This window comes from Tardiphaga sp. vice304 (assembly GCF_007018905.1).
Classification (GTDB): domain Bacteria; phylum Pseudomonadota; class Alphaproteobacteria; order Rhizobiales; family Xanthobacteraceae; genus Tardiphaga.
In genome coordinates this window covers 3,820,175-3,844,486 of record NZ_CP041402.1, presented here as the reverse complement: position 1 = coordinate 3,844,486, position 24,312 = coordinate 3,820,175, and the positions used below count along the sequence as shown (strand labels likewise).

At 61.5% G+C, this 24,312-nt stretch carries 26 protein-coding genes and 1 pseudogene; all 27 read left to right on the top strand.

The annotated features are described in order from the left end of the window. Window positions 1-32 precede the first annotated feature (32 nt). Window positions 33-4,232: a DNA-directed RNA polymerase subunit beta' gene (gene rpoC / locus FNL56_RS18280; protein ID WP_143578079.1), complete on the top strand. Its 4,200-nt coding sequence runs from the start codon at window positions 33-35 to the stop codon at window positions 4,230-4,232. A 110-nt stretch (window positions 4,233-4,342) separates the two neighbouring features. Then, window positions 4,343-4,993: pseudogene (locus FNL56_RS18275) on the top strand (fructose-specific PTS transporter subunit EIIC); the annotation flags it as partial. A gap of 215 nt (window positions 4,994-5,208) precedes the next feature. Next, window positions 5,209-7,263, top strand: coding sequence for an FAD-dependent oxidoreductase (locus FNL56_RS18270; protein WP_143578078.1), 2,055 nt, complete (start codon window positions 5,209-5,211; stop codon window positions 7,261-7,263). A 367-nt stretch (window positions 7,264-7,630) separates the two neighbouring features. Continuing rightward, window positions 7,631-9,673, top strand: a complete 2,043-nt coding sequence (locus tag FNL56_RS18265) for an ABC transporter ATP-binding protein (protein WP_143574291.1) — start codon at window positions 7,631-7,633, stop codon at window positions 9,671-9,673. 156 nt (window positions 9,674-9,829) lie between these two features. Next, window positions 9,830-10,999: an HWE histidine kinase domain-containing protein gene (locus FNL56_RS18260; RefSeq protein WP_143574290.1), complete on the top strand. Its 1,170-nt coding sequence runs from the start codon at window positions 9,830-9,832 to the stop codon at window positions 10,997-10,999. 829 nt (window positions 11,000-11,828) lie between these two features. Beyond that, the gene (rpsL, locus tag FNL56_RS18255; RefSeq protein WP_011473880.1) at window positions 11,829-12,200 is read left to right on the top strand and encodes a 30S ribosomal protein S12; all 372 of its coding nucleotides are present in this window, start codon (window positions 11,829-11,831) and stop codon (window positions 12,198-12,200) included. A gap of 12 nt (window positions 12,201-12,212) precedes the next feature. Next, window positions 12,213-12,683, top strand: a complete 471-nt coding sequence (rpsG, locus tag FNL56_RS18250; protein ID WP_143574289.1) for a 30S ribosomal protein S7 — start codon at window positions 12,213-12,215, stop codon at window positions 12,681-12,683. 30 nt (window positions 12,684-12,713) lie between these two features. Continuing rightward, on the top strand, window positions 12,714-14,786 hold the full coding sequence (gene fusA / locus FNL56_RS18245) for an elongation factor G (RefSeq protein ID WP_143574288.1): 2,073 nt from the start codon (window positions 12,714-12,716) through the stop codon (window positions 14,784-14,786). Between the two features lie 39 nt (window positions 14,787-14,825). Beyond that, window positions 14,826-16,016: an elongation factor Tu gene (gene tuf / locus FNL56_RS18240; RefSeq protein ID WP_143574287.1), complete on the top strand. Its 1,191-nt coding sequence runs from the start codon at window positions 14,826-14,828 to the stop codon at window positions 16,014-16,016. A gap of 78 nt (window positions 16,017-16,094) precedes the next feature. After that, on the top strand, window positions 16,095-16,403 hold the full coding sequence (gene rpsJ / locus FNL56_RS18235) for a 30S ribosomal protein S10 (RefSeq protein WP_013166261.1): 309 nt from the start codon (window positions 16,095-16,097) through the stop codon (window positions 16,401-16,403). Window positions 16,404-16,491: 88 nt separating this feature from the next. Continuing rightward, complete coding sequence (gene rplC, locus FNL56_RS18230; RefSeq protein WP_143574286.1) at window positions 16,492-17,223, top strand: 50S ribosomal protein L3; 732 nt, start codon at window positions 16,492-16,494, stop codon at window positions 17,221-17,223. Between the two features lies 1 nt (window position 17,224). Continuing rightward, window positions 17,225-17,845: a 50S ribosomal protein L4 gene (gene rplD, locus FNL56_RS18225; RefSeq protein ID WP_143582216.1), complete on the top strand. Its 621-nt coding sequence runs from the start codon at window positions 17,225-17,227 to the stop codon at window positions 17,843-17,845. Continuing rightward, window positions 17,842-18,141 carry a 50S ribosomal protein L23 gene (locus FNL56_RS18220; RefSeq protein WP_143574284.1) on the top strand — a complete coding sequence of 100 codons (300 nt, stop codon included), beginning with the start codon at window positions 17,842-17,844 and terminating at the stop codon, window positions 18,139-18,141. The genes rplD and FNL56_RS18220 overlap by 4 nt, the downstream gene beginning before the upstream one ends. A gap of 12 nt (window positions 18,142-18,153) precedes the next feature. Beyond that, a complete protein-coding gene (rplB, locus tag FNL56_RS18215) occupies window positions 18,154-18,987 on the top strand; it encodes a 50S ribosomal protein L2 (protein ID WP_143574283.1) in 834 nt (277 codons plus the stop codon). Between the two features lie 12 nt (window positions 18,988-18,999). Continuing rightward, the gene (gene rpsS, locus FNL56_RS18210) at window positions 19,000-19,278 is read left to right on the top strand and encodes a 30S ribosomal protein S19 (protein WP_143582215.1); all 279 of its coding nucleotides are present in this window, start codon (window positions 19,000-19,002) and stop codon (window positions 19,276-19,278) included. 10 nt (window positions 19,279-19,288) lie between these two features. Further along, on the top strand, window positions 19,289-19,672 hold the full coding sequence (rplV, locus tag FNL56_RS18205) for a 50S ribosomal protein L22 (RefSeq protein ID WP_143574281.1): 384 nt from the start codon (window positions 19,289-19,291) through the stop codon (window positions 19,670-19,672). A 17-nt stretch (window positions 19,673-19,689) separates the two neighbouring features. Beyond that, window positions 19,690-20,388 (top strand): 30S ribosomal protein S3, encoded by a 699-nt coding sequence (gene rpsC, locus FNL56_RS18200; protein WP_143574280.1) that lies wholly within the window; start codon window positions 19,690-19,692, stop codon window positions 20,386-20,388. A 24-nt stretch (window positions 20,389-20,412) separates the two neighbouring features. Further along, window positions 20,413-20,826: a 50S ribosomal protein L16 gene (gene rplP, locus FNL56_RS18195; RefSeq protein WP_143574279.1), complete on the top strand. Its 414-nt coding sequence runs from the start codon at window positions 20,413-20,415 to the stop codon at window positions 20,824-20,826. Window positions 20,827-20,836: 10 nt separating this feature from the next. Next, window positions 20,837-21,046: a 50S ribosomal protein L29 gene (gene rpmC / locus FNL56_RS18190; protein ID WP_143574278.1), complete on the top strand. Its 210-nt coding sequence runs from the start codon at window positions 20,837-20,839 to the stop codon at window positions 21,044-21,046. Window positions 21,047-21,056: 10 nt separating this feature from the next. Beyond that, window positions 21,057-21,305: a 30S ribosomal protein S17 gene (rpsQ, locus tag FNL56_RS18185; RefSeq protein WP_143574277.1), complete on the top strand. Its 249-nt coding sequence runs from the start codon at window positions 21,057-21,059 to the stop codon at window positions 21,303-21,305. 64 nt (window positions 21,306-21,369) lie between these two features. Next, window positions 21,370-21,738, top strand: coding sequence for a 50S ribosomal protein L14 (gene rplN, locus FNL56_RS18180; RefSeq protein ID WP_143574276.1), 369 nt, complete (start codon window positions 21,370-21,372; stop codon window positions 21,736-21,738). Beyond that, entirely contained in the window at window positions 21,738-22,052 is a 315-nt protein-coding gene (gene rplX, locus FNL56_RS18175; RefSeq protein ID WP_143574275.1) for a 50S ribosomal protein L24, read from the top strand. The genes rplN and rplX overlap by 1 nt, the downstream gene beginning before the upstream one ends. Further along, on the top strand, window positions 22,045-22,602 hold the full coding sequence (rplE, locus tag FNL56_RS18170; RefSeq protein ID WP_143574274.1) for a 50S ribosomal protein L5: 558 nt from the start codon (window positions 22,045-22,047) through the stop codon (window positions 22,600-22,602). Before rplX ends, rplE begins: the two co-directional genes overlap by 8 nt. Before the next feature lie 43 nt (window positions 22,603-22,645). After that, the gene (rpsN, locus tag FNL56_RS18165) at window positions 22,646-22,951 is read left to right on the top strand and encodes a 30S ribosomal protein S14 (protein WP_143574273.1); all 306 of its coding nucleotides are present in this window, start codon (window positions 22,646-22,648) and stop codon (window positions 22,949-22,951) included. Between the two features lie 12 nt (window positions 22,952-22,963). Next, entirely contained in the window at window positions 22,964-23,362 is a 399-nt protein-coding gene (rpsH, locus tag FNL56_RS18160; RefSeq protein ID WP_143574272.1) for a 30S ribosomal protein S8, read from the top strand. Window positions 23,363-23,375: 13 nt separating this feature from the next. Beyond that, entirely contained in the window at window positions 23,376-23,909 is a 534-nt protein-coding gene (gene rplF / locus FNL56_RS18155; protein WP_143574271.1) for a 50S ribosomal protein L6, read from the top strand. Window positions 23,910-23,920: 11 nt separating this feature from the next. Then, window positions 23,921-24,283 (top strand): 50S ribosomal protein L18, encoded by a 363-nt coding sequence (gene rplR, locus FNL56_RS18150; RefSeq protein ID WP_143574270.1) that lies wholly within the window; start codon window positions 23,921-23,923, stop codon window positions 24,281-24,283. Window positions 24,284-24,312 lie beyond the last annotated feature (29 nt).

Here is a 24,312-nt window from a genome sequence, read left to right as displayed (position 1 = left end):
GCTGGTGGCGACCGGCACGCGAGGAGAAGACTATGAACCAAGAAATTATGAATCTCTTCAATCCGACGACGCCGGCTCAGGTCTTCGACCAGATCCGGATTTCGATCGCGTCTCCGGAGAAGATTCTGTCGTGGTCCTACGGCGAGATCAAGAAGCCGGAAACCATCAATTACCGTACCTTCAAGCCCGAGCGCGACGGCCTGTTCTGCGCCCGCATCTTCGGGCCGATCAAGGATTACGAGTGCCTGTGCGGCAAGTACAAGCGCATGAAGTACAAGGGCATCATCTGCGAGAAGTGCTCGGTCGAAGTGACCTTGTCGCGCGTCCGGCGCGAGCGCATGGGCCATATCGAGCTCGCAGCCCCCGTTGCCCACATCTGGTTCCTGAAGTCGCTGCCGTCGCGTATCGGCCAGCTGCTCGACATGACCCTCAAGGATCTCGAGCGGATCCTGTACTTTGAATACTACGTCGTTCTCGAGCCGGGTCTCACCGCGCTCAAGGACCGTCAGCTGCTGTCCGAAGAAGAGTATCTTCGCGCGCAGGACGAATATGGTCAGGACAGCTTCACCGCCATGATCGGCGCCGAGGCGATCCGCGAACTGCTGAAGGGCCTCGAGCTTGAAAAGCTCGACGTCCAGCTGCGCGTGGATATGAAAGAGACCGAATCCGAGATCAAGCACAAGAAGCTCGCCAAGCGCTTGAAGATCGTCGAGGCCTTCCGCTACTCCGGCAACAAGCCGGAATGGATGATCCTGACCGTCGTGCCGGTGATCCCGCCGGACCTGCGTCCGCTGGTGCCGCTCGATGGCGGCCGCTTCGCGACCTCCGATCTCAACGATCTCTATCGCCGCGTCATCAACCGCAACAACCGCTTGAAGCGCCTGATGGAGCTCCGCGCGCCGGACATCATCATCCGCAACGAAAAGCGCATGTTGCAGGAAGCCGTTGACGCATTGTTCGACAACGGCCGTCGCGGACGCGTCATCACGGGTGCCAACAAGCGCCCGCTGAAGTCGCTCGCCGACATGCTGAAGGGCAAGCAGGGCCGCTTCCGGCAGAATTTGCTCGGCAAGCGCGTCGACTATTCCGGCCGTTCGGTCATCGTCGTCGGTCCCGAGCTGCGTCTGCATCAGTGCGGCCTGCCGAAGAAGATGGCGCTCGAACTGTTCAAGCCGTTCATCTACTCGCGGCTCGACGCCAAGGGTCTGTCCACCACGGTGAAGCAGGCGAAGAAGCTCGTTGAAAAAGAGCGTCCCGAAGTCTGGGACATCCTCGACGAGGTCATTCGCGAGCATCCCGTGCTCTTGAACCGCGCGCCGACGCTGCATCGTCTGGGCATCCAGGCGTTCGAGCCGGTGCTGATCGAAGGCAAGGCGATCCAGCTGCATCCGCTGGTCTGCGCGGCCTTCAACGCCGACTTCGACGGCGACCAGATGGCCGTCCACGTTCCGCTGTCGCTGGAAGCGCAGCTGGAAGCGCGCGTCCTGATGATGTCGACCAACAACATCCTGCATCCCGCGAACGGTCAGCCGATCATCGTGCCGTCGCAGGATATCGTGCTCGGCCTGTACTATCTGTCGGTGATGCGTGACGGTCTGCCCGGCCAGGGCAAGCTGTATCATGCGGTGGCGGAGATCGAGCATGCGCTGCATGCGAAGGTCATCCACCTCCACACCAAGATCAAGTATCGCTGGGAAGGTCTCGACGAGAACGGCAAGCCGGTTACCCGCTGGTATGACACCACGGCTGGCCGCACCATGCTCGGCCAGGTCCTGCCGAAGTCGGCGAAGATGCCCTTCGACATCATCAACAAGCTGATGACGAAGAAGGAAATCTCCAGCGTCATCGATCAGGTCTATCGTCACTGCGGTCAGAAAGAGACCGTGATCTTCTGCGATCGCATCATGGCGCTCGGCTTCTACAACGCCTTCAAGGCGGGCATCTCGTTCGGCAAGGACGACATGGTCGTGCCAGCGTCGAAGTGGAAGATCGTCGACGGCACCCGTGCGCTCGCGAAGGACTTCGAGCAGCAGTACAACGACGGCCTGATCACCCATGGTGAGAAGTACAACAAGGTCGTCGATGCCTGGTCGAAGGCCGGTGAAGAAGTCGCCAAGGAGATGATGAAGGAGATTTCCTCCGTCAAGAAGGACGCGCACGGCGTCGAGCAGCAGATCAACTCGATCTACATGATGTCGCATTCCGGTGCCCGCGGTTCGCCGGCCCAGATGCGTCAGCTCGCCGGCATGCGCGGCCTGATGGCCAAGCCGTCGGGTGAGATCATCGAGACGCCGATCATCTCGAACTTCAAGGAGGGCCTGTCGGTTCTCGAATACTTCAACTCGACTCACGGTGCCCGTAAGGGTCTCGCCGATACCGCGTTGAAGACCGCGAACTCCGGTTACCTGACCCGTCGTCTCGTCGACGTGGCGCAGGACTGCATCATCACGCAGTCGGATTGCGGCACCAAGCTCGGCATCAAGATGCGCGCCATCATCGACAGCGGATCGGTGGTTGCATCGCTGGCGTCGCGTATCCTTGGCCGTTCGGCCTGCGAAGACATTCGCGATCCGAACACCAACAAGATCCTGATCAAGCGCAACACCCTGATGGAAGAGCGCGACGTCGATCTGCTGCAGCAGGCCGGCATCCAGGAAGTGAAGATCCGTTCGGCTCTCACTTGCGAACTGGTCAACGGCATCTGCGGCACCTGCTACGGGCGCGATCTCGCCCGCGGCACGCCGGTCAACCACGGTGAGGCCGTCGGCGTCATCGCGGCGCAGTCGATCGGTGAACCCGGTACCCAGCTCACCATGCGTACGTTCCACATCGGTGGCGCCGCGCAGATCAACGAGCAGTCGGTCATCGAATCCAACTTCGACGGCAAGGTCACGATCAAGAACGAAGCCATCGCCAAGAACGGCGAAGGTCACATGGTGGCGATGGTCCGCAACATGGTCATCGCGATCTCGGACGCCGACGGCACCGAGCGCGCCGCGCATCGTATTCAGTACGGCGCGCGCGTGCACGTGGCGGAAGGCGACACCATCAAGCGCGGCCAGCGCATCGCGGAATGGGATCCGTACTCCCGTCCGCTGCTGACCGAAGTTGAAGGCGTGATCGGCTTCGAGGATCTGATCGACGGCCAGTCGATCGCCGAGACGCTCGACGAGTCCACCGGTATCGCCAAGCGCGTCGTTACCGACTGGCGTTCGTCGCGTGCCGGCGCGGATCTGCGTCCTGCCATTGTCATCAAGGGCAAGGACGGCAAGATCCTCAAGCTCGCCCGTGGCGGTGAAGCCCGCTACATGCTGTCGCCCGACGCCATTCTGTCGGTCGATACCGGCGCCAAGGTGAAGACCGGCGACATTCTCGCCCGTGTTTCGACCGAAAGCGCGAAGACGCGTGACATCACCGGCGGTCTGCCGCGGGTGGCCGAACTGTTCGAGGCGCGCAAGCCCAAGGACGCGGCGATCATCGCGGAAATCGGCGGCACCATCCGCTTCGGTCGCGACTACAAGAACAAGCGCCGGATCTCGATCGAGCCGATCGACAAGAACGAGGAGACCCGCGAGTACCTCATTCCGAAGGGCAAGCACATCCATCTGCAGGATGGTGACATCGTCGAAAAGGGCGACTTCATCGTCGAAGGCAATCCCGCGCCGCACGACATTCTGGCGATCAAGGGCATCGAGGAACTCGCTGCCTACCTGGTCAACGAAATCCAGGAAGTCTACCGATTGCAGGGCGTGCTCATCAACGACAAGCACATCGAAGTGATTGTTCGTCAGATGCTGCAGAAGGTCGAGATCACCGATCAGGGTGAGACCGACATGATCTCGGGCGAACAGATCGACAAGATCGAATTCGACCAGCTCAATGCGCGCGCCAAGGAAGAGGGCAAGAAGATCGCCACGGGAACGCCGGTACTGCTCGGCATCACCAAGGCGAGCTTGCAGACCCGTTCGTTCTTCTCGGCAGCGTCGTTCCAGGAGACCACGCGCGTGCTCACCGAAGCTGCCGTCAACGGCAAGGTGGATCCGCTCGAAGGCCTCAAGGAGAACGTCATTGTCGGCCGGCTTATCCCGGCAGGCACCGGCGCCTCGATGGCGAAGATCCGCGAAGTCGCAGTCAAGCGCGACAAGATGATCCTCGACGAGCGCGAAAAGCAGGCGACGATCGTTCCGGACGCTCCGGATGCCGAAACCCTGATGCTGCCGCCCGCCGAGTAAGCGAAGCGAACTATCAAACAGTAAAAGGCCCGCGAAAGCGGGCCTTTTTCATTGTGGAGGGCGCAACGCGCGCTGCGCCCGCGTACTTGTGCGCGCCAGTCTAGACGGCGGCGACCGGGGCTTCGCGCCGTTTTGGCGTCTCCGATGTCGCGATCTTCAAGGCCCAGGCCGGGCTGCTCGACGACACCGACCTGATCACGCTGGCCTGCCAGATCATGGTCGATGGCCACGGCGTCGCGTGGTCGTGGCATCAGGCGGTCGAACGCATGGCCGGCCAATTGGCGTCGCTCGACAATCCGTTGCTGGCGACGTGGGCATCGGACCTGCGCGACATCGGGCGTCGCGTGCTGGCCCAGATCGATCCGCCGATGGCCGCGACGATGGCCGCCGGCATGACGCCGCCGCTCGCGGCGGCGCTGGCGACGTGGCTGTTCCGCGGCCGTTTCAGCGTGGAAGAGCGCGAGGCCGGCGGGGCCGCCGCCGTACTCGGCCTGGCATTCGTGACCGAGGGCGTCATTCCGTTTGCGGCGCGGGATCCCTTCCGGGTGATCGCGGCCCTGATGGTCGGATCGGCGCTGACCGGGGCCATTTCGATGGCCGCCGGCGCAGAGCTCAAGGTTCCGCACGGCGGGATCTTTGTGCTGCCGATCCCCGGCGCAGTGACGCATGTCGTGGCCTATGGCGCAGCCATCTTGTGCGGAACGCTGGTAAGCGCCATTCTGGTCGGGCTGCTGAAGCGTCCGGCGGTGCAATCCGCCTGAGGGCGTAACCGGTCAAGCCGGCAACCCGGCGTGGCTGGCGCGGCGTTCCACACGCCTTTGTTCATCTTTCCTTCAGGTGGAAAATGATCATGCTTTGAAATGTTTATTGCAGGATGCGCCAATTCACTGATTGGTCGCATTTCGCTTTAGAGCAAAATCCGATACAGCGAGCGCGGCCGGTATGGTTCGTCTGATCCGGCGCGTGAGAGAAACCGATGCTTGATCTTGCAATTGTAGGTGGTGGTCCCGGCGGCCTGATGAGCGCCTGGTATCTCAAGCGGAAGCTCGGCGATCTGTGCCGCATCACCATCTATGAATCGTCCGACCGCGTCGGCGGCAAGATCCTGACCAAGAAATTCGACTCCGCGCCGGCGATGTACGAGGCCGGTGTTGCCGAGATCTACGATTATTCGATGACCGGGCCGGACCCGCTGCGCGAGTTGATTCAGCATTTCGGCCTGCAGACCATTCCGATGGATGCCGAGCAGGTGCAGCTCGACGGCAAACTGCTCAACGACGTGCCGGGCATGCGCAAGACCTACGGGCCGACCACCGCCAATGCGATCGAGGCGTTTCGCGATCTGTGCAGCACGATGGTGTCGCCGGTCGAATATTACGAGGGCGTCGGCGCCCATGACAACGAGCATCCCTGGGCGTGGATGACCGCCGAGGAACTGCTCGACAAGGTCGTGCCGGATGCGACCGCCAAGCGTTTCTTGAAGGTGATGGCGCGTTCCGATCTGGCGACCGAGGCCCACAACACCAACGGCCTCAACGCGCTCAAGAATTTCGTGATGGATATCGAGGGCTATATCGGCCTGTACTCGATCCAGAACGGCAATGAGCAGCTCATCACCTGTCTGCAGTCGGAGGTCGATGCCGACGTCCAGCTCAACCACCGTGTCCTGAAGGTCGGCAAGACCGAGGCCGGCCGCTACCAGCTCGACATGATGAACGGCAAGGGGCCGGAGACCCGCGAGTTCGACCTGGTGTTGATGTGCCTGCCGCATTCCTGGCTGGCGACGATGCGCTGGGGCGGCGAGCAGCTGCGCAAGTCGATGGTCAAGCACATCTCGTATTTCGACCGGCCCGCGCATTACCTGCGCATCTCGATCCTGTTCGACACGCCGTTCTGGGGCGAGCAGATTCCCGGCTCCTGGTTCATGTCGGAAGCGTTCGGCGGCTGCTGCGTCTACAATGAGGGCTCGCGCCATGATGTCGGCACGCACGGCGTGCTGAACTGGCTGATCGCGGGCTCCGACGCGCTGGCCTTTGCCAACCTCAACGACGAGGAGCTGATCGACGCGGCGCTGAAATCGCTGCCGGTCTCGTTCGGCAATGCGCGCGCGCATTTCATGGAGGGCAAGACCTATCGCTGGCTGTCCTCGGTCAATGCGATCCCCGGCGGCCTGCCGGCGCGCGATGTCATGACCAACCACCGGCCGGAACCGAAGAACCATCCCGGCCTCGTGCTGGTCGGCGACTATCTGTTCGATTCCACGCTCAATGGCCTCTTGGATTCCTCCGACGCGGCCACCGACATCATTCTCACCGAGATGATGCGGCTGCGGCGTGCCCGCGGCGACGGCGGGCCGGTTGCCTCCGACAAGATCGATCGCGACTATTTCGAGAATTACCGCGGCCTCGGCCCCTATAGCGAGGTGTGGAGCCGCTTCACCGATCCCGACTATCTGATGAAGCTGATCCAGATCGTCTGGGACCAGCCGAAGGCCTACCGGCTGCTGGTGGCGGGCTCGGCATCCGGCGAACTGGTCGGCGCGCTGCGCGACCGTGGCATCGACGCCTGGGGCATCGAGAGCAACAAGGTGATCCACGCCCGGACGCCGAAGGCGCTGAAGAAGTACAACCAGCTCGGCTCCGTCACCGACCTGCCGTTCAAGGATGAGCGCTTCGATTTCGTGTTCGAGACCTGTCTGTGCCACGTCGCCGAGAAGCAGGTGCCGAAGGCGGTGCGGGAACTCAACCGCGTGGTCAAGACCGGCGTGGTGTTTGGCTCGGTGACCTCCGACATGGCGCCGGCGCTGATCGACCGCTACGACCTGTTGCGCGGCGTCCGGAAGCTCGGCACCTGGTGGGAATGGTCGGAACTGTTCTTCGGCAACGGCTTCGATCTGTCGATGCACCGCCGTGACTGCACGGCGGAGGTCTGGGAAGCCACGCTGGCTGCCGACCGCGGCCCCGGCCACTGGTACGCCGACGCCGACAGCCTGCGCTATTCGTTCTTCGACAAGATGGATGACGAAGACTGAGCGGGCGAGGCGCTTCCGCCAGGATCTGCATGCGTTGACGCGCTCACCTGTCCCCATGTCGTCCCCGCGAACGCGGGGACCCATACACACCGTCTTCTCGGCTCAGCGCTGCAGGCCGCAGCGTTCCACCTTGATCGGCTGAGGCTATGGGTCCCCGCGTTCGCGGGGACGACATGGGGATGGCGCGAGGACCCCGGCGGCCACATCGCTTGCGGCTCGTCCTTGCCACGGCATGCGCGTCACATCCCCTATACCCCTCCCGTTGCTTTGCCGATTGCATTCTGATCGCATAGGATCATGGGGACTGCGGCACGCGCCGCAGCAATGATTCCTGCGGTCGCACGACCGTGCAGCAACGGTTTGTTTCATGGCGTCCCAGCCACCAAAGCCACCTTCCGACGATTCCTCGCAAGGCGAGCCGGCGTCGCCGCTCGACGACAAATTCGCGCTGCCGGTCGGCGCGGCCGCGACGCCGGTTCCCGGCATCAAGCCGCCATTGGCCAAGGGCCTGGGGGTCGACAAGGCGGCTAAATCCAAGCCGGTCGCCGAAGATGACGACGAGGAAGATGACGACGATGATGATGACGAGGATCTCGTCGTCTTCACCGCACGCGAAGCCGCCGGCGCGCTTGGCACCATTCTGGCGTTCACCCGGCCGTTCCTGACGAATTACCGCAAGATGATGGTTTTTGTCGGCCTCGGCGTTCTGGTCGAGACGCTGTTCAACGTCATCATGCCGCTCAGCCTGAAATATCTGATCGACGATGCGCTCGGCGAAGAGGACTTCGAGGCGCTGGTCATCATCCTGTCGGTGCTGGGGGCGGCCGGCATCATCACCTCGATCGTGGCGATCTGGTATGAGCGCTGGGACGCGCGGCTGGCGGCAACCGTCATTTCCGACGTCCGCGTCCGCCTGTTCGAGCACGTGCAGAACCTGCCGTCGGCCTATTTCGCCCGCACCAAGCGTGGCGAGATCCTGTCGCGCTTCTCGATCGACATGGCGGCTTACGAGACCTCGATCAAGACCTTCGCCAATAGTGCGATGCTGCCGTTTCTCGAACTGATCGCCGGCATTTTGCTGATGCTGTATCTGAACTGGCAGCTCGCGGCGGTGGCCCTGCTGATCTTCCCGATCACCCTGATCGGCCCGCGCATCCTGACGCCCAAGGCCGTGCAGGCCAATTACGACCAGAAGCTCACGGAATCCGCGCTGCTTGGTGCCGTTCAGGAGAACGTCGCGGCGCAGGCGGTGGTCAAGGCGTTCAGCCTGCAGCGCCGCACGCTCGGCTGGTTCCGGCTGCGCAACAACGAGGCCCGCGACCGCGTGTCACGCGCGATCTTTCTCTCCACCATGGTGGAGCGCTCGGTCACCATCTCGGTGCTGCTGCTGCACCTCGTCGTGCTGGCGATCGGCGCCTATCTGGCCACCAAGGGCCAGATCACCGTCGGTACCTTCGTGACCTTCGAGAGCGCGTTCTGGGAGGTGTCCTACAACATCGCCCATGTCATGCACTTCATCCCGGTGTCGATCCAGTCGGCCGCGGCCGTGCGCCACATCAACGAGATGCTCGATGAACCGACCCGCGGCGCCGACCGGGCAGGGGCGCCCAATCTGCCGCGCATCGTCAACGACATCACTTTTGACCACGTCTCCTTCAAATACGAAGGCAGCCAGACGCCGGTGCTCGACAATCTGACCCTTAAGCTCAACGTCGGAAAGACCATCGCGATTGTCGGACCCTCCGGCTCCGGCAAGAGCACGCTGCTCAATCTGATCCTGCGGCTCTACGTGCCCGACGAGGGCCGGGTGAGTATCGATGGCGTCGATATCCGCAAGGTAACGCGGGAGTCGCTGCGCTCCAGCATGGCGGTCGTATTCCAGGAAAACATGCTGTTCAACATGTCGATCCGCGAGAACATCCGGCTGGGCAAGGAAGGCGCCACCGACAAGGAAGTCGAGGACGCGGCTAAGAAGGCCGAGATCCACCGCTACATCATGAGCCTGCCGCAGAAATACGACACCTCGGTCGGTGAGCGCGGTGACACATTGTCCGGCGGCCAGCGCCAGCGGATCGCCATCGCCCGGGCCATCGTCCGCAATCCCTCCGTATTGCTGCTCGACGAGGCGACCTCGGCGCTCGACCAGACCACGGAGGCCGCGATCAACAAGACGCTGCTCAAGCTCGCGCGTGGCCGCACCATGATCTTCTCGACCCACCGCCTGACCTCGGTGGTGGAGATGGACGAGATCATCGTGATCTCCGGCGGCCAGGCGATCGAGCGCGGCTCGCATGTCGAATTGCTGGCGCTGAACGGGACCTACCGCAAGCTGTGGGACGATCAGGGCCTGGCACCGCATGGCGCCGCCGCTGCGGACGATGACGATGACGACGAGGATGACGACGACTGAGTCGCAATTTCCTCGCAATCAGGTGTGAAAAGGCCCCAATGTGCGGAACCGGGCACGGGGTGGAGCGTTCATCCGCCATTCCGCCCCCGGTGCATCGGCGCCACTGAGCAATTGGCCCGATGATCTTTGTCTGGCTCGTTCGAAGAGCCCCTAGACATGAGTTCAGATCAGCCCGCGACACCCAACGTCCTGATCGTCGAGGACGAGATGGTGCTGCGCATGCGCGCGGTCGATATCGTCGAGGACGCCGGTTTCAACCCCGTCGAGGCCGTCAACGCGGACGAGGCCATGAGCATCCTGGAATCCCGCTCCGACATTTCGCTGTTGTTCACCGACATCCAGATGCCCGGCTCGATGGACGGGCTGAAGCTGGCGCATGCGGTGCATGACCGCTGGCCGGGGATAAAGATCATCCTGGTTTCCGGCCGGATCAATCCGACCGACGCCGAAAAGCCAGAGGACAGCCGCTTTTTTGGCAAGCCGATCGGCGTCACGCAGATGATCGCCCAGTTGCAGGAGATGATCGGGGGCGGCGTGCTGGCGATCGTGCCCACCGCTGCCGAGGTCGCGCCCGTCGTGGTCGTGCCGGAGCACCAGCCGACCGCCCAGGAATTCCTCACCGCTGAGAACGACAGCCTACGTTTGCTGCTAGAGCAGGCCTCGTTCGACGCCAAGGTTCTGCTGGCCCAGTCCGGCATCGATGCCAAGGAGCGCGAGGCCGCCGACAAGCTGCAGAAGCTGATCCTGGAAGAGCTGCATCACCGCATCAAGAACACGCTGGCGACGGTGAGCGCGATCGCCTCCCAGAGCCTGCGCACCGCGCCCAGCCTCGCGCACGGCCAGCAGGCGATCGAAGGCCGGCTGCTGGCGCTCGGCCGCGCCCATGACCTGCTGCTGCAGGTGTCCTGGGCCAATGCCGGCCTCGACCACATCATCCGCGGTGCCACCGAGGCCTATGACAGCCAGAGCGAGGGACGGTTCACCATTACCGGCCCGGACATCAAGATGTCGTCCGGCGCTGTGATCGCGCTGGCGATGACCCTGAACGAGTTGTGCACCAACACCACCAAGTTCGGCGCATTGTCGGTTCCGACCGGCCGGGTCGCGATCGATTGGACCATCGACACGGCGACCGAGCGGCTGAAGCTGGTCTGGCGCGAAACCGGCGGCCCGCTGGTGCAGGCGCCGACCCGGCGCAGCTTCGGCACCAAGATGATGGGCTCACTCGGCCAGCAGCTCTCCGGCCAGGTCAAGCTCAGCTATGAGCCGTCGGGGTTCGTCTATGAGCTCGACGTGCCGCTGAGTTCCCTCGTTCCCAAGGTGTAGTCCGTAGCCCGGATAAGCGCAGCCTGCCCGCATGGCGGGGCGGAACCATTCGTGGCCGGCCCTCATTGAGCCTCTGCTCCGGACAGCAGCCGCGCGCCGCTGCGCGCCATGCCGCCTTACCCGGCCAACGGCTCCGCGCATACGATTCCCTATCGATTCCCCAAAACGCATCCGGTTCTACCGATTCTGGCCGATCCTGTTCCGATCGCGCTCAAACTGGCTCGAAAACGTCGTCCGGCGTTCATCAATCGGTAATGTTTTTGCGGTGCGGATTTTGCGGTGGATGTCACGCAAACCCCATGAATCCGGCATGTTTTTGCAGCATCCGACATGCTAGAAGCCCTGCTGTCAGAAGCGTTTCTCGGCTCGCGCTTTAGTGTTGACTTGGGTAACCCCCGGGGATAAAACCCGCGCACTCACCGACAGGCGGTGAGCTTCGTAAGTGTCGGAACGGACCACCCTCTAGCGTCCTCCAAGATCAGTCTTGAGGGACCCAGCCTTTCGGGGCAGGAGCGGGCACCAACCTCGATCCAAGAAGCTCAAACGCTGTCGCTTAAAGCTAGGCAATGTCAAAACGTCCGTCTTTTGAGCAAGTTCTCAACAGACAGATCAGATTGCATGACCTCGGTACAGACTATCAGGCGCAAGCCCGTTAGTCACGATCGCGGTCCTCTGTGGCGTGAAACGCTTTCTGCTCAGGTATGAGCGGTTGGCGTGATTTCGTTTTGCGTGAATCTTTCTTTGATCTGTGAGTGGATCGATGGGGCAGGTGGCCCCAAACAATTTGCGAAGCCGTTATGGCTTCGCCTGAACAAGGGTGAAGGCGAAGATGCCGACGATCAACCAGCTGATCGCAAGTCCGCGTGTCGTTCAGAAGTCGCGCAAGAAGGTGCCGGCGCTGCAGCAGTCGCCGCAGAAGCGTGGCGTTTGTACGCGCGTCTACACCACGACCCCGAAGAAGCCGAACTCGGCGCTTCGTAAGGTCGCCAAGGTGCGTCTGACCAATGGCTTCGAAGTCATCGGGTACATTCCGGGCGAAGGTCATAACCTTCAGGAGCACTCTGTGGTGATGATCCGCGGCGGTCGCGTCAAGGATTTGCCCGGCGTGCGATACCACATTCTCCGCGGCGTGCTGGATACCCAGGGCGTCAAGAACCGTAAGCAGCGCCGTTCGAAGTACGGCGCGAAGCGTCCGAAGTAACGGGGATTATCGATGTCTCGTCGCCATTCTGCTGAAAAGCGTGAAGTCAACCCGGATCCGAAGTTCGGGAACATCATCATCACCAAGTTCATGAATTCGATCATGTACGACGGCAAGAAGTCTGCCGCTGAAAGCATCGTCTACGGTGCCTTGGAGATGATCGAAGGCAAGACCAAGCAGGGCCCGCTGCCAGTTTTCGAGCAGGCCCTGGAAAACGTGATGCCGACGATCGAAGTTCGTTCGCGTCGCGTCGGTGGCGCCACCTACCAGGTGCCGGTCGAAGTCCGCAGCGTGCGCCGTCAGGCGCTCGGCATTCGCTGGCTGATCACCGCCGCCCGTGCCCGCAACGAGAAGACCATGACCGAGCGTCTCTCGGCCGAGTTGCTCGATGCGTCGAACGGTCGTGGTAACGCCGTGAAGAAGCGGGAAGACGTGCACAAGATGGCGGAAGCCAACCGCGCGTTCTCGCACTATCGCTGGTAACGGCGAAACAACGGATTTAAGGACGAGCCCATGCCCCGCGTACATGCCATCGAGGATTACCGAAATTTCGGTATCATGGCGCATATCGATGCCGGTAAGACCACGACCACCGAGCGTATCCTGTACTACACCGGCAAGAGCCACAAAATCGGCGAAGTGCACGAAGGTGCAGCGACGATGGACTGGATGGAGCAGGAGCAGGAGCGGGGCATCACGATCACGTCCGCAGCCACCACTGCGTTCTGGAACGGCAAGCGTCTGAACATCATCGACACTCCCGGCCACGTCGACTTCACGATCGAAGTCGAGCGTTCGCTGCGCGTGCTCGACGGCGCCGTCGTCGTGCTCGACGGCAACCAGGGCGTCGAGCCGCAGACCGAGACCGTCTGGCGTCAGGGCGACAAGTATCGCGTTCCGCGCATCGTTTTCGCGAACAAGATGGATAAGACCGGCGCTGACTTCTACAAGTGCCTGCAGGACATCATCGACCGTCTCGGCGCCAAGCCGATTGCGATCCAGCTGCCGATCGGCGAGGAGAGCAACTTCAAGGGTCTGATCGATCTGGTCCGCATGAAGGGCGTCATCTGGGAAGACGAAGCCCTCGGTGCGAACTTCAAGGACATCGAGATCCCGGCCGACATGGTCGAGAAGGCCAAGGAATATCGCGAGAAGATGGTGGAAGCCGCCGTCGAGCTCGACGACGATGCTCTGGCCGCTTTCCTCGATGGCGTTGAGCCCGATGAAGCCACCCTCAAGCGCCTGATCCGCAAGGCCGTGCTGACCAGCGCGTTCTATCCGGTTCTGTGCGGTTCGGCCTTCAAGAACAAGGGCGTGCAGCCCTTGCTCGACGCGGTCGTCGATTATCTGCCGTCGCCGGTCGACGTTCCCTCCATCGTCGGCGTTGACGACGAGGGCGGCGAAGTCATCCGTTTGCCGAACGACAGCGAGCCGCTCGCGCTGCTCGCGTTCAAGATCATGGACGATCCGTTCGTCGGCACCATCACGTTCTGCCGCATCTATTCCGGCACGCTGATTTCCGGCACCGGCGTCGTCAACTCGACGCGCGAGCGCAAGGAGCGCATTGGCCGCATGCTGTTGATGCATGCGAACAACCGCGAAGACATCAAGGAAGCCTATGCCGGCGACATCGTCGCTTTGGCCGGCCTGAAGGAAACCCGCACCGGTGACACCCTGTGCGATGCCCAGAAGCAGGTCATCCTCGAGAAGATGGAATTCCCTGAGCCCGTCATCGAGCTCGCGATCGAGCCGAAGACTAAGGCCGACCAGGAGAAGCTCGGCGTCGCTCTGGCGAAGCTGGCGGCGGAAGATCCGTCGTTCCGCGTCTCCACCGACCTTGAGTCCGGCCAGACCATCCTCAAGGGCATGGGCGAACTGCATCTCGACATCAAGGTCGACATCCTTCGTCGTACCTACAAGGTCGATGCCAACATCGGCGCGCCGCAGGTGGCGTTCCGCGAGAAGATCACCAAGCGGGCCGAAGTCGATTACACCCACAAGAAGCAGACCGGTGGTACCGGCCAGTTCGCGCGGGTCAAGTTCGTCGTCGAGCCGGGCGAGCCGGGCTCGGGTTTCATCTTCGAATCCAAGGTCGTCGGTGGTTCGGTTCCGAAGGAATACATCCCCGGCGTCGAAAAGGGCCTCAACTCTGTGCTGGGTTCGGGCGTCGTCGCCGGCTTCCCGGTCGTGGACGTCAAGGTTTCGCTGGTTGACGGCGCCTACCATGACGTCGACTCGTCGGCCCTGGCCTTCGAAATCGCTTCCCGCGCCGCTTTCCGCGACGCGCTGCAGAAGGGCAAGTCTGTCCTGCTCGAGCCGATCATGAAGGTCGAATGCGTGACCCCGGAAGACTACACCGGTTCGGTCATCGGCGATCTGAATTCGCGGCGCGGCCAGATCCAGGGTCAAGACATGCGCGGCAATGCCAACGTGATCAATGCGATGGTGCCGCTCATGAACATGTTCGGTTACGTGAATACGCTGCGCTCGATGAGCCAGGGGCGCGCGACCTTCACAATGCAGTTCGACCACTACGCCGAAGCTCCGGCGAACGTGTCGGCTGAAGTCCAGAAAAAGTTTGCCTGATTGTCGTTAGCGACAGTTAACGACTGAACGGAGAGAATCATGGGTAAAGCTAAATTCGAACGCAACAAGCCGCATTGCAACATCGGCACCATCGGTCACGTCGATCACGGCAAGACCTCGCTGACCGCGGCGATCACCAAGGTGCTCGCTGAGTCCGGTGGCGCGACGTTCACCGCCTACGACCAGATCGACAAGGCGCCGGAGGAAAAGGCCCGCGGCATCACGATCTCGACCGCCCACGTCGAGTACGAGACCGCCAACCGCCACTATGCGCACGTCGATTGCCCCGGCCATGCCGACTATGTGAAGAACATGATCACCGGTGCGGCTCAGATGGACGGCGGCATTCTCGTCGTCTCCGCCGCCGACGGCCCGATGCCGCAGACCCGCGAGCACATCCTGCTGGCCCGCCAGGTCGGCGTGCCCGCGCTGGTCGTGTTCCTCAACAAGTGCGACATGGTCGACGATCCGGAACTGCTCGAACTGGTGGAAATGGAAGTTCGCGAACTTCTCTCCAAGTACGACTTCCCGGGCGACGACATTCCGATCATTAAGGGTTCGGCGCTCGCCGCTCTCGAGAACTCGGACCAGAAGCTCGGTCATGACGCAATCCTCGAGCTGATGAAGGCGGTTGACGCCTACATCCCGCAGCCGGAACGCCCGATCGACCAGCCGTTCCTGATGCCGGTCGAAGACGTGTTCTCGATCTCGGGCCGTGGCACCGTCGTCACCGGCCGCGTCGAGCGCGGCATCGTCAAGGTCGGCGAGGAAATCGAAATCGTCGGTATCCGCGACACCCAGAAGACGATTTGCACCGGCGTGGAAATGTTCCGCAAGCTGCTCGACCAGGGTCAGGCCGGCGACAATATCGGCGCGCTGCTGCGCGGCACCAAGCGTGAGGAAGTCGAGCGCGGCCAGGTGCTGTGCAAGCCGGGTTCGGTGAAGCCGCACACCAAGTTCAAGGCCGAGGCCTACATCCTGACCAAGGAAGAGGGCGGTCGCCACACCCCGTTCTTCACCAACTACCGTCCGCAGTTCTACTTCCGCACCACCGACGTGACCGGTGTGGTCCATCTGCCGGAAGGTACCGAAATGGTGATGCCGGGCGACAACATCGCGATGGAAGTGCACCTGATCGTGCCGATCGCGATGGAAGAGAAGCTGCGCTTCGCCATCCGTGAAGGCGGTCGCACCGTCGGTGCAGGCGTCGTCGCAAGCATCATCGAGTAATAGGCCGGGGCAGGGAATAGCGGATGTCCGCTATTCCCGACCTGACGCGAAGTTAAGTCGACAAAGAAAGACAACGGCATGAACGGCCAGAATATCCGCATTCGGCTCAAGGCGTTTGATCATCGGATTCTCGATGCTTCGACCCGCGAGATCGTCAGCACGGCGAAGCGCACCGGTGCACAGGTTCGCGGGCCCATCCCGCTGCCGACCCGCATCGAGAAGTTCACCGTCAACCGTTCGCCGCACGTCGACAAGAAGAGCCGCGAGCAGTTCGAGATGCGCACCCACAAGCGCCTCCTGGACATCGTCGATCCGACCCCGCAGACCGTCGATGCTTTGATGAAGCTCGATCTGGCCGCCGGTGTCGATGTCGAGATCAAGCTCTGATCCAGCCCGCTTAAAGCGGATTGAGTCACAGACGAATTTTTTTAGGTCCAGTCCCGTCAAACGGACAGAAAGAACAGGAAGCACGCCGATGCGCTCCGGAGTGATCGCACAAAAGGTCGGAATGACACGGGTCTTTACGGAGACCGGTGAGCACATTCCAGTGACCGTGCTAAAGCTGGGCAATTGCCAGGTGTTAGGTCACCTCACCAGCGAGAAGAATGGTTACGTTGCGTTGCAACTCGGTTCGGGCACGCGCAAAACCGTTTATTTGCCGAAGGCTGAACGCGGCCAGTTCGCGGTCGCCAAGGTTGAACCCAAGCGTAAGGTCGCGGAATTCCGCGTGTCGGAAGACGCGCTGATCCCGGTCGGCGCCGAGATCCAGGCGGATCACTTCGTGGTCGGTCAGTTTGTCGATGTCACCGGTACCTCGGTCGGTAAGGGTTTTGCCGGCGGTATGAAGCGCTGGAATTTCCGCGGTCTGCGCGCCACCCACGGCGTCTCGGTATCGCATCGTTCGATCGGTTCGACCGGCGGACGTCAGGATCCCGGCAAGACCTTCAAGAACAAGAAGATGCCCGGTCACATGGGTGTCGACAAGATCACCACGCTGAACCTGCGTGTTGTGCAGCTCGATGTCGAGCGCGGCCTGATCCTCGTCGAAGGCGCCGTTCCCGGCTCCAAGGGCGGCTGGATCGCGGTTCGCGACGCCGTCAAGAAGGCTCTTCCGAAGGAAGCGCCGAAGCCTGGCAAGTTCCGCCTGGTTGGCGCCGAGCAGGAAGCCCCTGCCGAGGCACCTGTCGCCGAGAAGGAGGGCGTGTGAGATGAAATTGAACGTCACCACGCTTGAGGGCAAGGACTCAGGTTCGATCGAGCTGTCGGATGCCATCTTCGGTCTCGACCCGCGCGTCGACATCATCCAGCGTTGCGTCAACTGGCAGCTCGCCAAGCGCCAGGCTGGCACGCACAAGACCAAGGGTCGCGCCGAGATCTGGCGCACCGGCAAGAAGATGTACAAGCAGAAGGGCACCGGCGGTGCGCGTCACGGTTCGGCCCGTGTCCCGCAGTTCCGCGGCGGTGGTCGCGCCTTCGGTCCGGTCGTGCGCTCTCATGCGTTCGATCTGCCCAAGAAGGTTCGCGCGCTGGCTCTGAAGCACGCTCTGTCTTCGAAGGCCAAGGACGGCGGCTTGATCGTGATCGAGAACGCCACCCTGGAAGAAGCCAGGACCAAGGCCCTGATCGGTCATTTCTCGGGCCTCGGCCTGACCAATGCGCTGATCGTCGATGGCGCCGAAGTCCACACCGGTTTCGCCATGGCGGCCCGCAACATTCCGAACATCGACGTGCTGCCGATCCAGGGCATCAACGTCTATGACATTCTGCGCCGTCACAAGCTGGTTCTGACCCGTGCGGCACTCGATGCGTTGGAGGCGCGCTTCAAATGAAGAACATTGACCCGCGCCATTACGACATCATCGTCGCCCCCGTGGTGACCGAGAAGGCGACCGTTGCGTCCGAATTCAACAAGGTTGTGTTCAAGGTCGCGATCAAGGCCACCAAGCCGCAGATCAAGGAAGCCATCGAGAAGCTGTTCGATGTCAAAGTGAAGAGCGTGAACACGCTGGTCCGCAAGGGCAAGCAGAAGGTGTTTCGTGGCAACTTCGGTTCGCAGTCGGACGTCAAGCGTGCGATCGTGACCCTCGAAGAGGGCCACCGCATCGACGTCACGACCGGGCTATAAGGCGGATATCCGATGGCACTTAAAAAATTCAACCCGACGACCCCTGGCCAGCGCCAGCTCGTCATCGTCGATCGCTCGGGCCTCTACAAGGGCAAGCCGGTCAAGACGCTTACCGAAGGCAAGCACTCCTCCGGCGGTCGTAACAACACCGGTCGCACGGTCGTTCGTTTTCGCGGCGGCGGTCACAAGCAGACCTACCGTATCGTCGATTTCAAGCGTACCAAGGTCGATATGCCTGCAAAGGTCGAGCGACTCGAGTACGATCCGAATCGCACCGCCTTCATCGCGCTGCTGAAGTACGAAGATGGGACGCTGTCCTACATCCTCGCGCCCCAGCGTCTCGCCGTCGGTGACACCGTGATTGCCGGAAACTACGTCGACGTGAAGCCGGGCAATGTCATGCCGCTCGGAAACATGCCGATCGGCACCATCATCCACAACGTCGAGCTGAAGATCGGGAAGGGCGGCCAGATCGCCCGTTCCGCCGGCACTTACGCCCAGCTCGTCGGCCGCGACCATGACTATGTGATCGTTCGCCTGAATTCCGGTGAGCAGCGCCTGGTTCACGGCCGTTGCACCGGGACAATCGGCGCCGTGTCGAACCCCGACCACATGAATACCTCGATGGGCAAGGCCGGCCGTATGCGCTGGTTTGGTCGTCGCCCGCATAACCGCGGCGTGTCGATGAACCCGGTCGACCATCCGCACGGTGGTGGTGAAGGCAAGACCTCGGGCGGCCGTCATCCGGTTACCCCGTGGGGCAAGCCGACCAAGGGCAAGAAGACGCGCTCGAACAAGTCGACTACGAAGTTCATTCTCATCAGCCGCCACAAGCGGAAGAAGTAAGGATCGCCGGACATGGTTCGTTCAGTCTGGAAAGGCCCGTTCGTCGAGAGCTCGCTGCTCAAGAAGGCAGAAGTTGCTCGCGCGTCAGGGCGTCACGACATCATCAGGATCTGGAGCCGTCGCTCCACGGTCCTGCCGCAGTTTGTCGGTCTTACCTTTGGCGTTTATAACGGCCAAAAGCATGTACCTGTTGCCATCAATGAAGAAATGGTCGGTCACAAGTTCGGCGAGTTCTCGCCAACCCGTACCTTCCACGGTCATTCGGGCGACAAGAAAGCCAAGAAGGGCTGAGGACTAAGTTATGAGCAAGCCAAAGCGCGAACGGAGCCTCCCGGATAACGAGGCCAAGGCGATCGCCCGCATGTTGCGCGTGAGCCCGCAGAAGCTGAACCTGGTGGCGCAGATGATCCGCGGCCGGAAGGCTTCCGCCGCGCTCGCCGACCTGCAGTTTTCGCGCAAGCGCATCGCCGTCGACGTCAAGAAGTGCCTTGAGTCGGCGATCGCAAATGCCGAGAACAACCACGACCTCGATGTCGACGCGCTCGTCGTCTCCGAGGCCCATGTGGGCAAGGGCATTGTCATGAAGCGTTTTTCCCCGCGCGGCCGCGGCCGTTCGGGACGCATCTTCAAACCATTCGCGCAGCTGACGATCGTTGTTCGTCAGGTTGAAGCGGCGACAGCTTAAGGGCGCGGGAGAGTACGATGGGTCAGAAGATCAATCCAATCGGTCTGCGTCTTGGCATCAACCGTACGTGGGATTCACGTTGGTACGCCGGCAAGAACGAATACGGCAAGCTGCTGCACGAGGATGTCAAAATCCGCGAAGTGCTGCACAAGGAACTGAAGCAGGCGGCTGTCGCCAAGATCATCATCGAGCGTCCGCACAAGAAGTGCCGCGTCACGATCCACTCGGCACGTCCGGGCGTCGTGATCGGCAAAAAGGGCGCTGACATCGACAAGCTTCGCAAGAAGGTGTCGGACATCACCGCTTCGGACGTCACGATCAACATCGTCGAAATCCGCAAGCCGGAACTCGATGCGACCCTGGTCGCCGAGTCGATCGCGCAGCAGCTTGAGCGCCGCGTGGCGTTCCGCCGCGCGATGAAGCGGGCGGTGCAGTCGGCGATGCGCCTCGGTGCCGAAGGCATCCGCATCAATTGCTCGGGTCGCCTTGGCGGCGCGGAAATCGCGCGTATGGAATGGTATCGCGAAGGTCGCGTGCCGTTGCACACGCTGCGCGCGGACATCGACTACGGCGTCGCCACCGCGTTCACGACGTTCGGCACCTGCGGCGTCAAGGTCTGGATCTTCAAGGGCGAAATCCTTGAGCACGATCCGATGGCCCAGGACAAGCGCATGGCCGAGGGTGACAATTCCCGCCCGCGTCGCGACGCTGCTTAATCAGAAGGTTTGAGGGCGTAAGCCATGATGCAACCAAAGAAGACCAAGTTCCGGAAGGCGCATAAGGGCCGGATTCACGGCGTGGCGACCTCCGGCGCAACCTTGGCGTTCGGTCAGTTCGGCCTGAAGGCGATGGCGCCCGAGCGCCTCACCGCCCGTCAGATCGAAGCCGCGCGCCGCGCGCTGACCCGTCACATGAAGCGTGCCGGCCGCGTCTGGATCCGCATCTTCCCGGATCTGCCGGTCTCGAAGAAGCCTGCCGAAGTCCGCATGGGTTCCGGCAAGGGTACGCCGGAACTGTGGGTTGCGCGCGTCAAGCCGGGCCGGGTGCTGTTCGAGATCGACGGCGTCACCCAGCAGACCGCCAAGGAGGCGTTCACGCTGGCCGCCGCGAAGCTGCCGATCAAGACGCGCTTCGTCACGCGCATTGCCGAGTAAGGGTAAGATCATGGCCGAGATGAAAACCGCCGATATCCGAGCGATGAGCCAGGACCAGATGGACGACGCCGTCCTCGGTCTGAAAAAGGAACGCTTTAATCTGCGATTCCAGCGTGCTACTGGGCAGTTGGAGAATACGACTCGCCTGCGTGAAGCGCGTCGTGACATCGCACGAATCAAGACCATCGCCGCGCAAAAGCGCGACGTGAAGTCGAAGTAAGGGGCCGAACATGCCGAAACGTACACTTCAGGGCGTGGTCGTCAGCGACAAGCAAGCCAAGACGGTTGTCGTCCGCGTCGATCGTCGCTTTACGCACCCGATCTACAAGAAGACCATTCGGACCTCGAAAAACTATCACGCGCACGACGAGAACAACGAGTTCAAGCCGGGCGACATGGTGTGGATCGAGGAGAGCAAGCCGATCTCCAAACTGAAGCGCTGGACGGTTGTCCGGGGCGAACAGAAGAAGACCGCCTAAAGCGCGACTTGCGCATTTCATCTACGCGCGACTTTGCGCATAAATCAGAGGACGAGGTGCATCAATGATTCAGATGCAGACCAACCTCGACGTGGCCGATAATTCAGGCGCACGCCGTGTCATGTGCATTAAGGTGATTGGTGGATCCAAGCGCCGGTATGCTACTGTTGGCGACATTATTGTCGTATCGATCAAGGAAGCCATCCCACGCGGGAAGGTCAAGAAGGGCGACGTGATGAAGGCCGTCGTGGTTCGTGTCCGCAAGGACATTCGCCGCGCTGACGGTTCGGTCATCCGCTTCGACCGTAACGCTGCCGTGCTGATCAACAATCAGTCGGAGCCGATCGGTACCCGTATCTTTGGGCCCGTGCCGCGCGAGCTGCGCGCCAAGAACCACATGAAGATCATCTCGCTTGCGCCGGAGGTGCTGTAATGGCTGCCAAGATTCGCAAGGGTGACAAGGTCATCGTGTTGAACGGTCGCGACAAGGGGCGCACCGGCGAAGTGTTCGAGGTTCGTCCGACCGAAGGCAAGGCGCTGGTTCGCGGCGTCAACCTCGTCAAGAAGCATCAGAAGCAGACCCAGGCCCAGGAAGGCGGCATCATCTCGAAAGAGGCGCCGATCCAGCTGTCCAACATTGCCATCGTCGGCAAGGACGGCAAGCCGACCCGCGTCGGGTTCAAGATTCAGGCGGATGGCACCAAGGTTCGGATCGCCAAGCGCTCGGGAGATCAGATCGATGTCTGAAACCGCTTATATTCCGCGTCTTCGTGAACAGTTCGACCAGGAGATCCGTGGCAAGCTGACCGAGCAGTTCGGTTATCAGAATGTCATGCAGGTTCCGCGTCTTGACAAGGTCGTGCTCAACATGGGCATCGGCGAAGCCGTCAACGACCGCAAGAAGGCCGAGACGGCAGCTGCCGATCTCGCGCTGATCGCCGGCCAGAAGCCGGTGATCACGATCTCGCGCAACGCCATCGCGACCTTCAAGCTGCGTGAAAACCAGCCGATCGGCGCCAAGGTGACCCTGCGCAAGGTCAAGATGTACGAGTTCATCGACCGCCTGATCAACGTCGCGCTGCCGCGCGTCCGAGATTTCCGCGGCCTGAACCCGAAGAGCTTTGACGGCCGCGGCAACTACTCGCTCGGCATCAAGGAACACATCATTTTCCCCGAAATCGACTTCGACAAGATGGGGGAGACGTGGGGCATGGACATCACGGTCTGCACGACTGCAAAGACCGACGATGAGTGCCGCGCGCTGTTGACCGCCTTCAATTTCCCGTTCCGGCAGTGAGAAGCTGACAAGCTTTTCAAACGCGGTAACCCAGGAGCCAAGCATGGCAAAGAAGAGTTCGATCGAGAAGAATAACCGTCGGAAGCGGATGACCAAGAACGCTGCGCCCAAGCGCGCGAAGCTCAAGGCCATCATCGCCGACAAGACCCTGCCGATGGAAGAGCGGTTCGCCGCAACGATGAAGTTGTCCGAAATGCCGCGTAATTCGTCGGCGGTCCGGATCATGAATCGTTGCGAGATCACCGGCCGTCCGCATGCGGTCTATCGCATTAACAAGCTCAGCCGTATCGCGCTGCGTGACCTGGGCTCTCGCGGCCTGGTTCCCGGGCTCGTGAAGTCGAGCTGGTAAGGGGATCGCATCATGTCAACGCACGACCCGATCAGCGACCTCATCACCCGCATCCGCAACGCTCAGATGCGCGTCAAGCCGAAGGTTTCGACCCCCGGCTCCAAGATGCGCGCAAATGTGCTCGAAGTGCTGAAGAACGAGGGCTACATCCGTGGCTACGCCAGCGTCGAGCATTCGAGCGGCCGTAGCGAGCTCGAAGTCGAGCTCAAATATTTCGATGGCGAACCGGTCATCCGTGAAATTCAGCGCGTTTCGAAGCCAGGACGTCGTGTTTACGTCTCGGTGAAGAACCTGCCGCGCGTGAAGAACGGTCTTGGCATTTCGGTTTTGTCGACACCCAAGGGAATTATGGCTGACCACGAAGCGCGCGAAGCGAACGTGGGCGGCGAAGTTCTCTTCACGGTGTTCTGAGGAAGGATTAGCCATGTCACGAGTTGGCAAAAAGCCAGTCACGGTCACCGCGGGCGTCACCGCTACCGTCGATGGCCAGGTGGTCAAGATGAAGGGCCCGAAGGGCAACCTTCAGTTCATCGTCCACGACGACGTCGAGGTGAAGCTCGACAACGGCTCCATTACGGTGAAGCCGCGGATCGAGACCAATCGCGCCCGCGCACTCTACGGTACCGCCCGCGCGCAGATCGCAAATCTGCTCGAAGGCGTCACCAAGGGCTTCGAAAAGAAGCTGGACATCACCGGCGTCGGCTATCGTGCCGCTCTCCAGGGCAAGAAGCTGCAGCTCGCGCTCGGCTACAGCCACGATGTCGTCTATGATATCCCGGAGGGGATCTTGATCACGGTGCCGAAGCCGACCGAGATCTTCATCTCCGGAAACGATTCGCAACGCGTTGGTCAGGTGGCCGCGGAGATCCGCAGCTATCGTCCGCCGGAGCCCTACAAGGGCAAGGGCGTGAGATATTCCGACGAGTTTATCTTCCGCAAGGAAGGCAAGAAGAAGTAACGGAGCCGGACATGTCGAAACTCAAGATTACGAATGCCCGGCGCAAGCAACGCGTGCGGCTCTCGCTTCGCCGGACCGCCAATGGTCGTCCGCGCCTGTCGGTTTTCCGCTCGTCGAAGCATATCTACGCTCAGGTGATCGACGATTTGAAGGGCGAGACGCTTGCGTCGGCTTCCTCGCTGGAAAAGACGATGCGCGAATCCGGCAAGACCGGTGCGGACGTCGATGCCGCGAAGGCGGTCGGCAAGCTGCTCGCCGAGCGTGCGGTCAAGAATGGCGTCAAGGAAGTCGTGTTCGATCGTGGTGGCTATCTCTACCATGGTCGCGTCAAGGCGCTTGCGGATGCGGCTCGTGAAAGTGGCCTCAGCTTCTAAGCGACGACACTTTCATTGATTGAACGGAC

Coding starts and splice junctions, on each gene's coding strand:
- rpoC (WP_143578079.1), top strand. CDS start 33: ATGAACCAAGAAATTATGAATCTCTTCAATCCGACGACGCCGGCTCAG.
- FNL56_RS18270 (WP_143578078.1), top strand. CDS start 5,209: ATGCTTGATCTTGCAATTGTAGGTGGTGGTCCCGGCGGCCTGATGAGC.
- FNL56_RS18265 (WP_143574291.1), top strand. CDS start 7,631: ATGGCGTCCCAGCCACCAAAGCCACCTTCCGACGATTCCTCGCAAGGC.
- FNL56_RS18260 (WP_143574290.1), top strand. CDS start 9,830: ATGAGTTCAGATCAGCCCGCGACACCCAACGTCCTGATCGTCGAGGAC.
- rpsL (WP_011473880.1), top strand. CDS start 11,829: ATGCCGACGATCAACCAGCTGATCGCAAGTCCGCGTGTCGTTCAGAAG.
- rpsG (WP_143574289.1), top strand. CDS start 12,213: ATGTCTCGTCGCCATTCTGCTGAAAAGCGTGAAGTCAACCCGGATCCG.
- fusA (WP_143574288.1), top strand. CDS start 12,714: ATGCCCCGCGTACATGCCATCGAGGATTACCGAAATTTCGGTATCATG.
- tuf (WP_143574287.1), top strand. CDS start 14,826: ATGGGTAAAGCTAAATTCGAACGCAACAAGCCGCATTGCAACATCGGC.
- rpsJ (WP_013166261.1), top strand. CDS start 16,095: ATGAACGGCCAGAATATCCGCATTCGGCTCAAGGCGTTTGATCATCGG.
- rplC (WP_143574286.1), top strand. CDS start 16,492: ATGCGCTCCGGAGTGATCGCACAAAAGGTCGGAATGACACGGGTCTTT.
- rplD (WP_143582216.1), top strand. CDS start 17,225: ATGAAATTGAACGTCACCACGCTTGAGGGCAAGGACTCAGGTTCGATC.
- FNL56_RS18220 (WP_143574284.1), top strand. CDS start 17,842: ATGAAGAACATTGACCCGCGCCATTACGACATCATCGTCGCCCCCGTG.
- rplB (WP_143574283.1), top strand. CDS start 18,154: ATGGCACTTAAAAAATTCAACCCGACGACCCCTGGCCAGCGCCAGCTC.
- rpsS (WP_143582215.1), top strand. CDS start 19,000: ATGGTTCGTTCAGTCTGGAAAGGCCCGTTCGTCGAGAGCTCGCTGCTC.
- rplV (WP_143574281.1), top strand. CDS start 19,289: ATGAGCAAGCCAAAGCGCGAACGGAGCCTCCCGGATAACGAGGCCAAG.
- rpsC (WP_143574280.1), top strand. CDS start 19,690: ATGGGTCAGAAGATCAATCCAATCGGTCTGCGTCTTGGCATCAACCGT.
- rplP (WP_143574279.1), top strand. CDS start 20,413: ATGATGCAACCAAAGAAGACCAAGTTCCGGAAGGCGCATAAGGGCCGG.
- rpmC (WP_143574278.1), top strand. CDS start 20,837: ATGGCCGAGATGAAAACCGCCGATATCCGAGCGATGAGCCAGGACCAG.
- rpsQ (WP_143574277.1), top strand. CDS start 21,057: ATGCCGAAACGTACACTTCAGGGCGTGGTCGTCAGCGACAAGCAAGCC.
- rplN (WP_143574276.1), top strand. CDS start 21,370: ATGATTCAGATGCAGACCAACCTCGACGTGGCCGATAATTCAGGCGCA.
- rplX (WP_143574275.1), top strand. CDS start 21,738: ATGGCTGCCAAGATTCGCAAGGGTGACAAGGTCATCGTGTTGAACGGT.
- rplE (WP_143574274.1), top strand. CDS start 22,045: ATGTCTGAAACCGCTTATATTCCGCGTCTTCGTGAACAGTTCGACCAG.
- rpsN (WP_143574273.1), top strand. CDS start 22,646: ATGGCAAAGAAGAGTTCGATCGAGAAGAATAACCGTCGGAAGCGGATG.
- rpsH (WP_143574272.1), top strand. CDS start 22,964: ATGTCAACGCACGACCCGATCAGCGACCTCATCACCCGCATCCGCAAC.
- rplF (WP_143574271.1), top strand. CDS start 23,376: ATGTCACGAGTTGGCAAAAAGCCAGTCACGGTCACCGCGGGCGTCACC.
- rplR (WP_143574270.1), top strand. CDS start 23,921: ATGTCGAAACTCAAGATTACGAATGCCCGGCGCAAGCAACGCGTGCGG.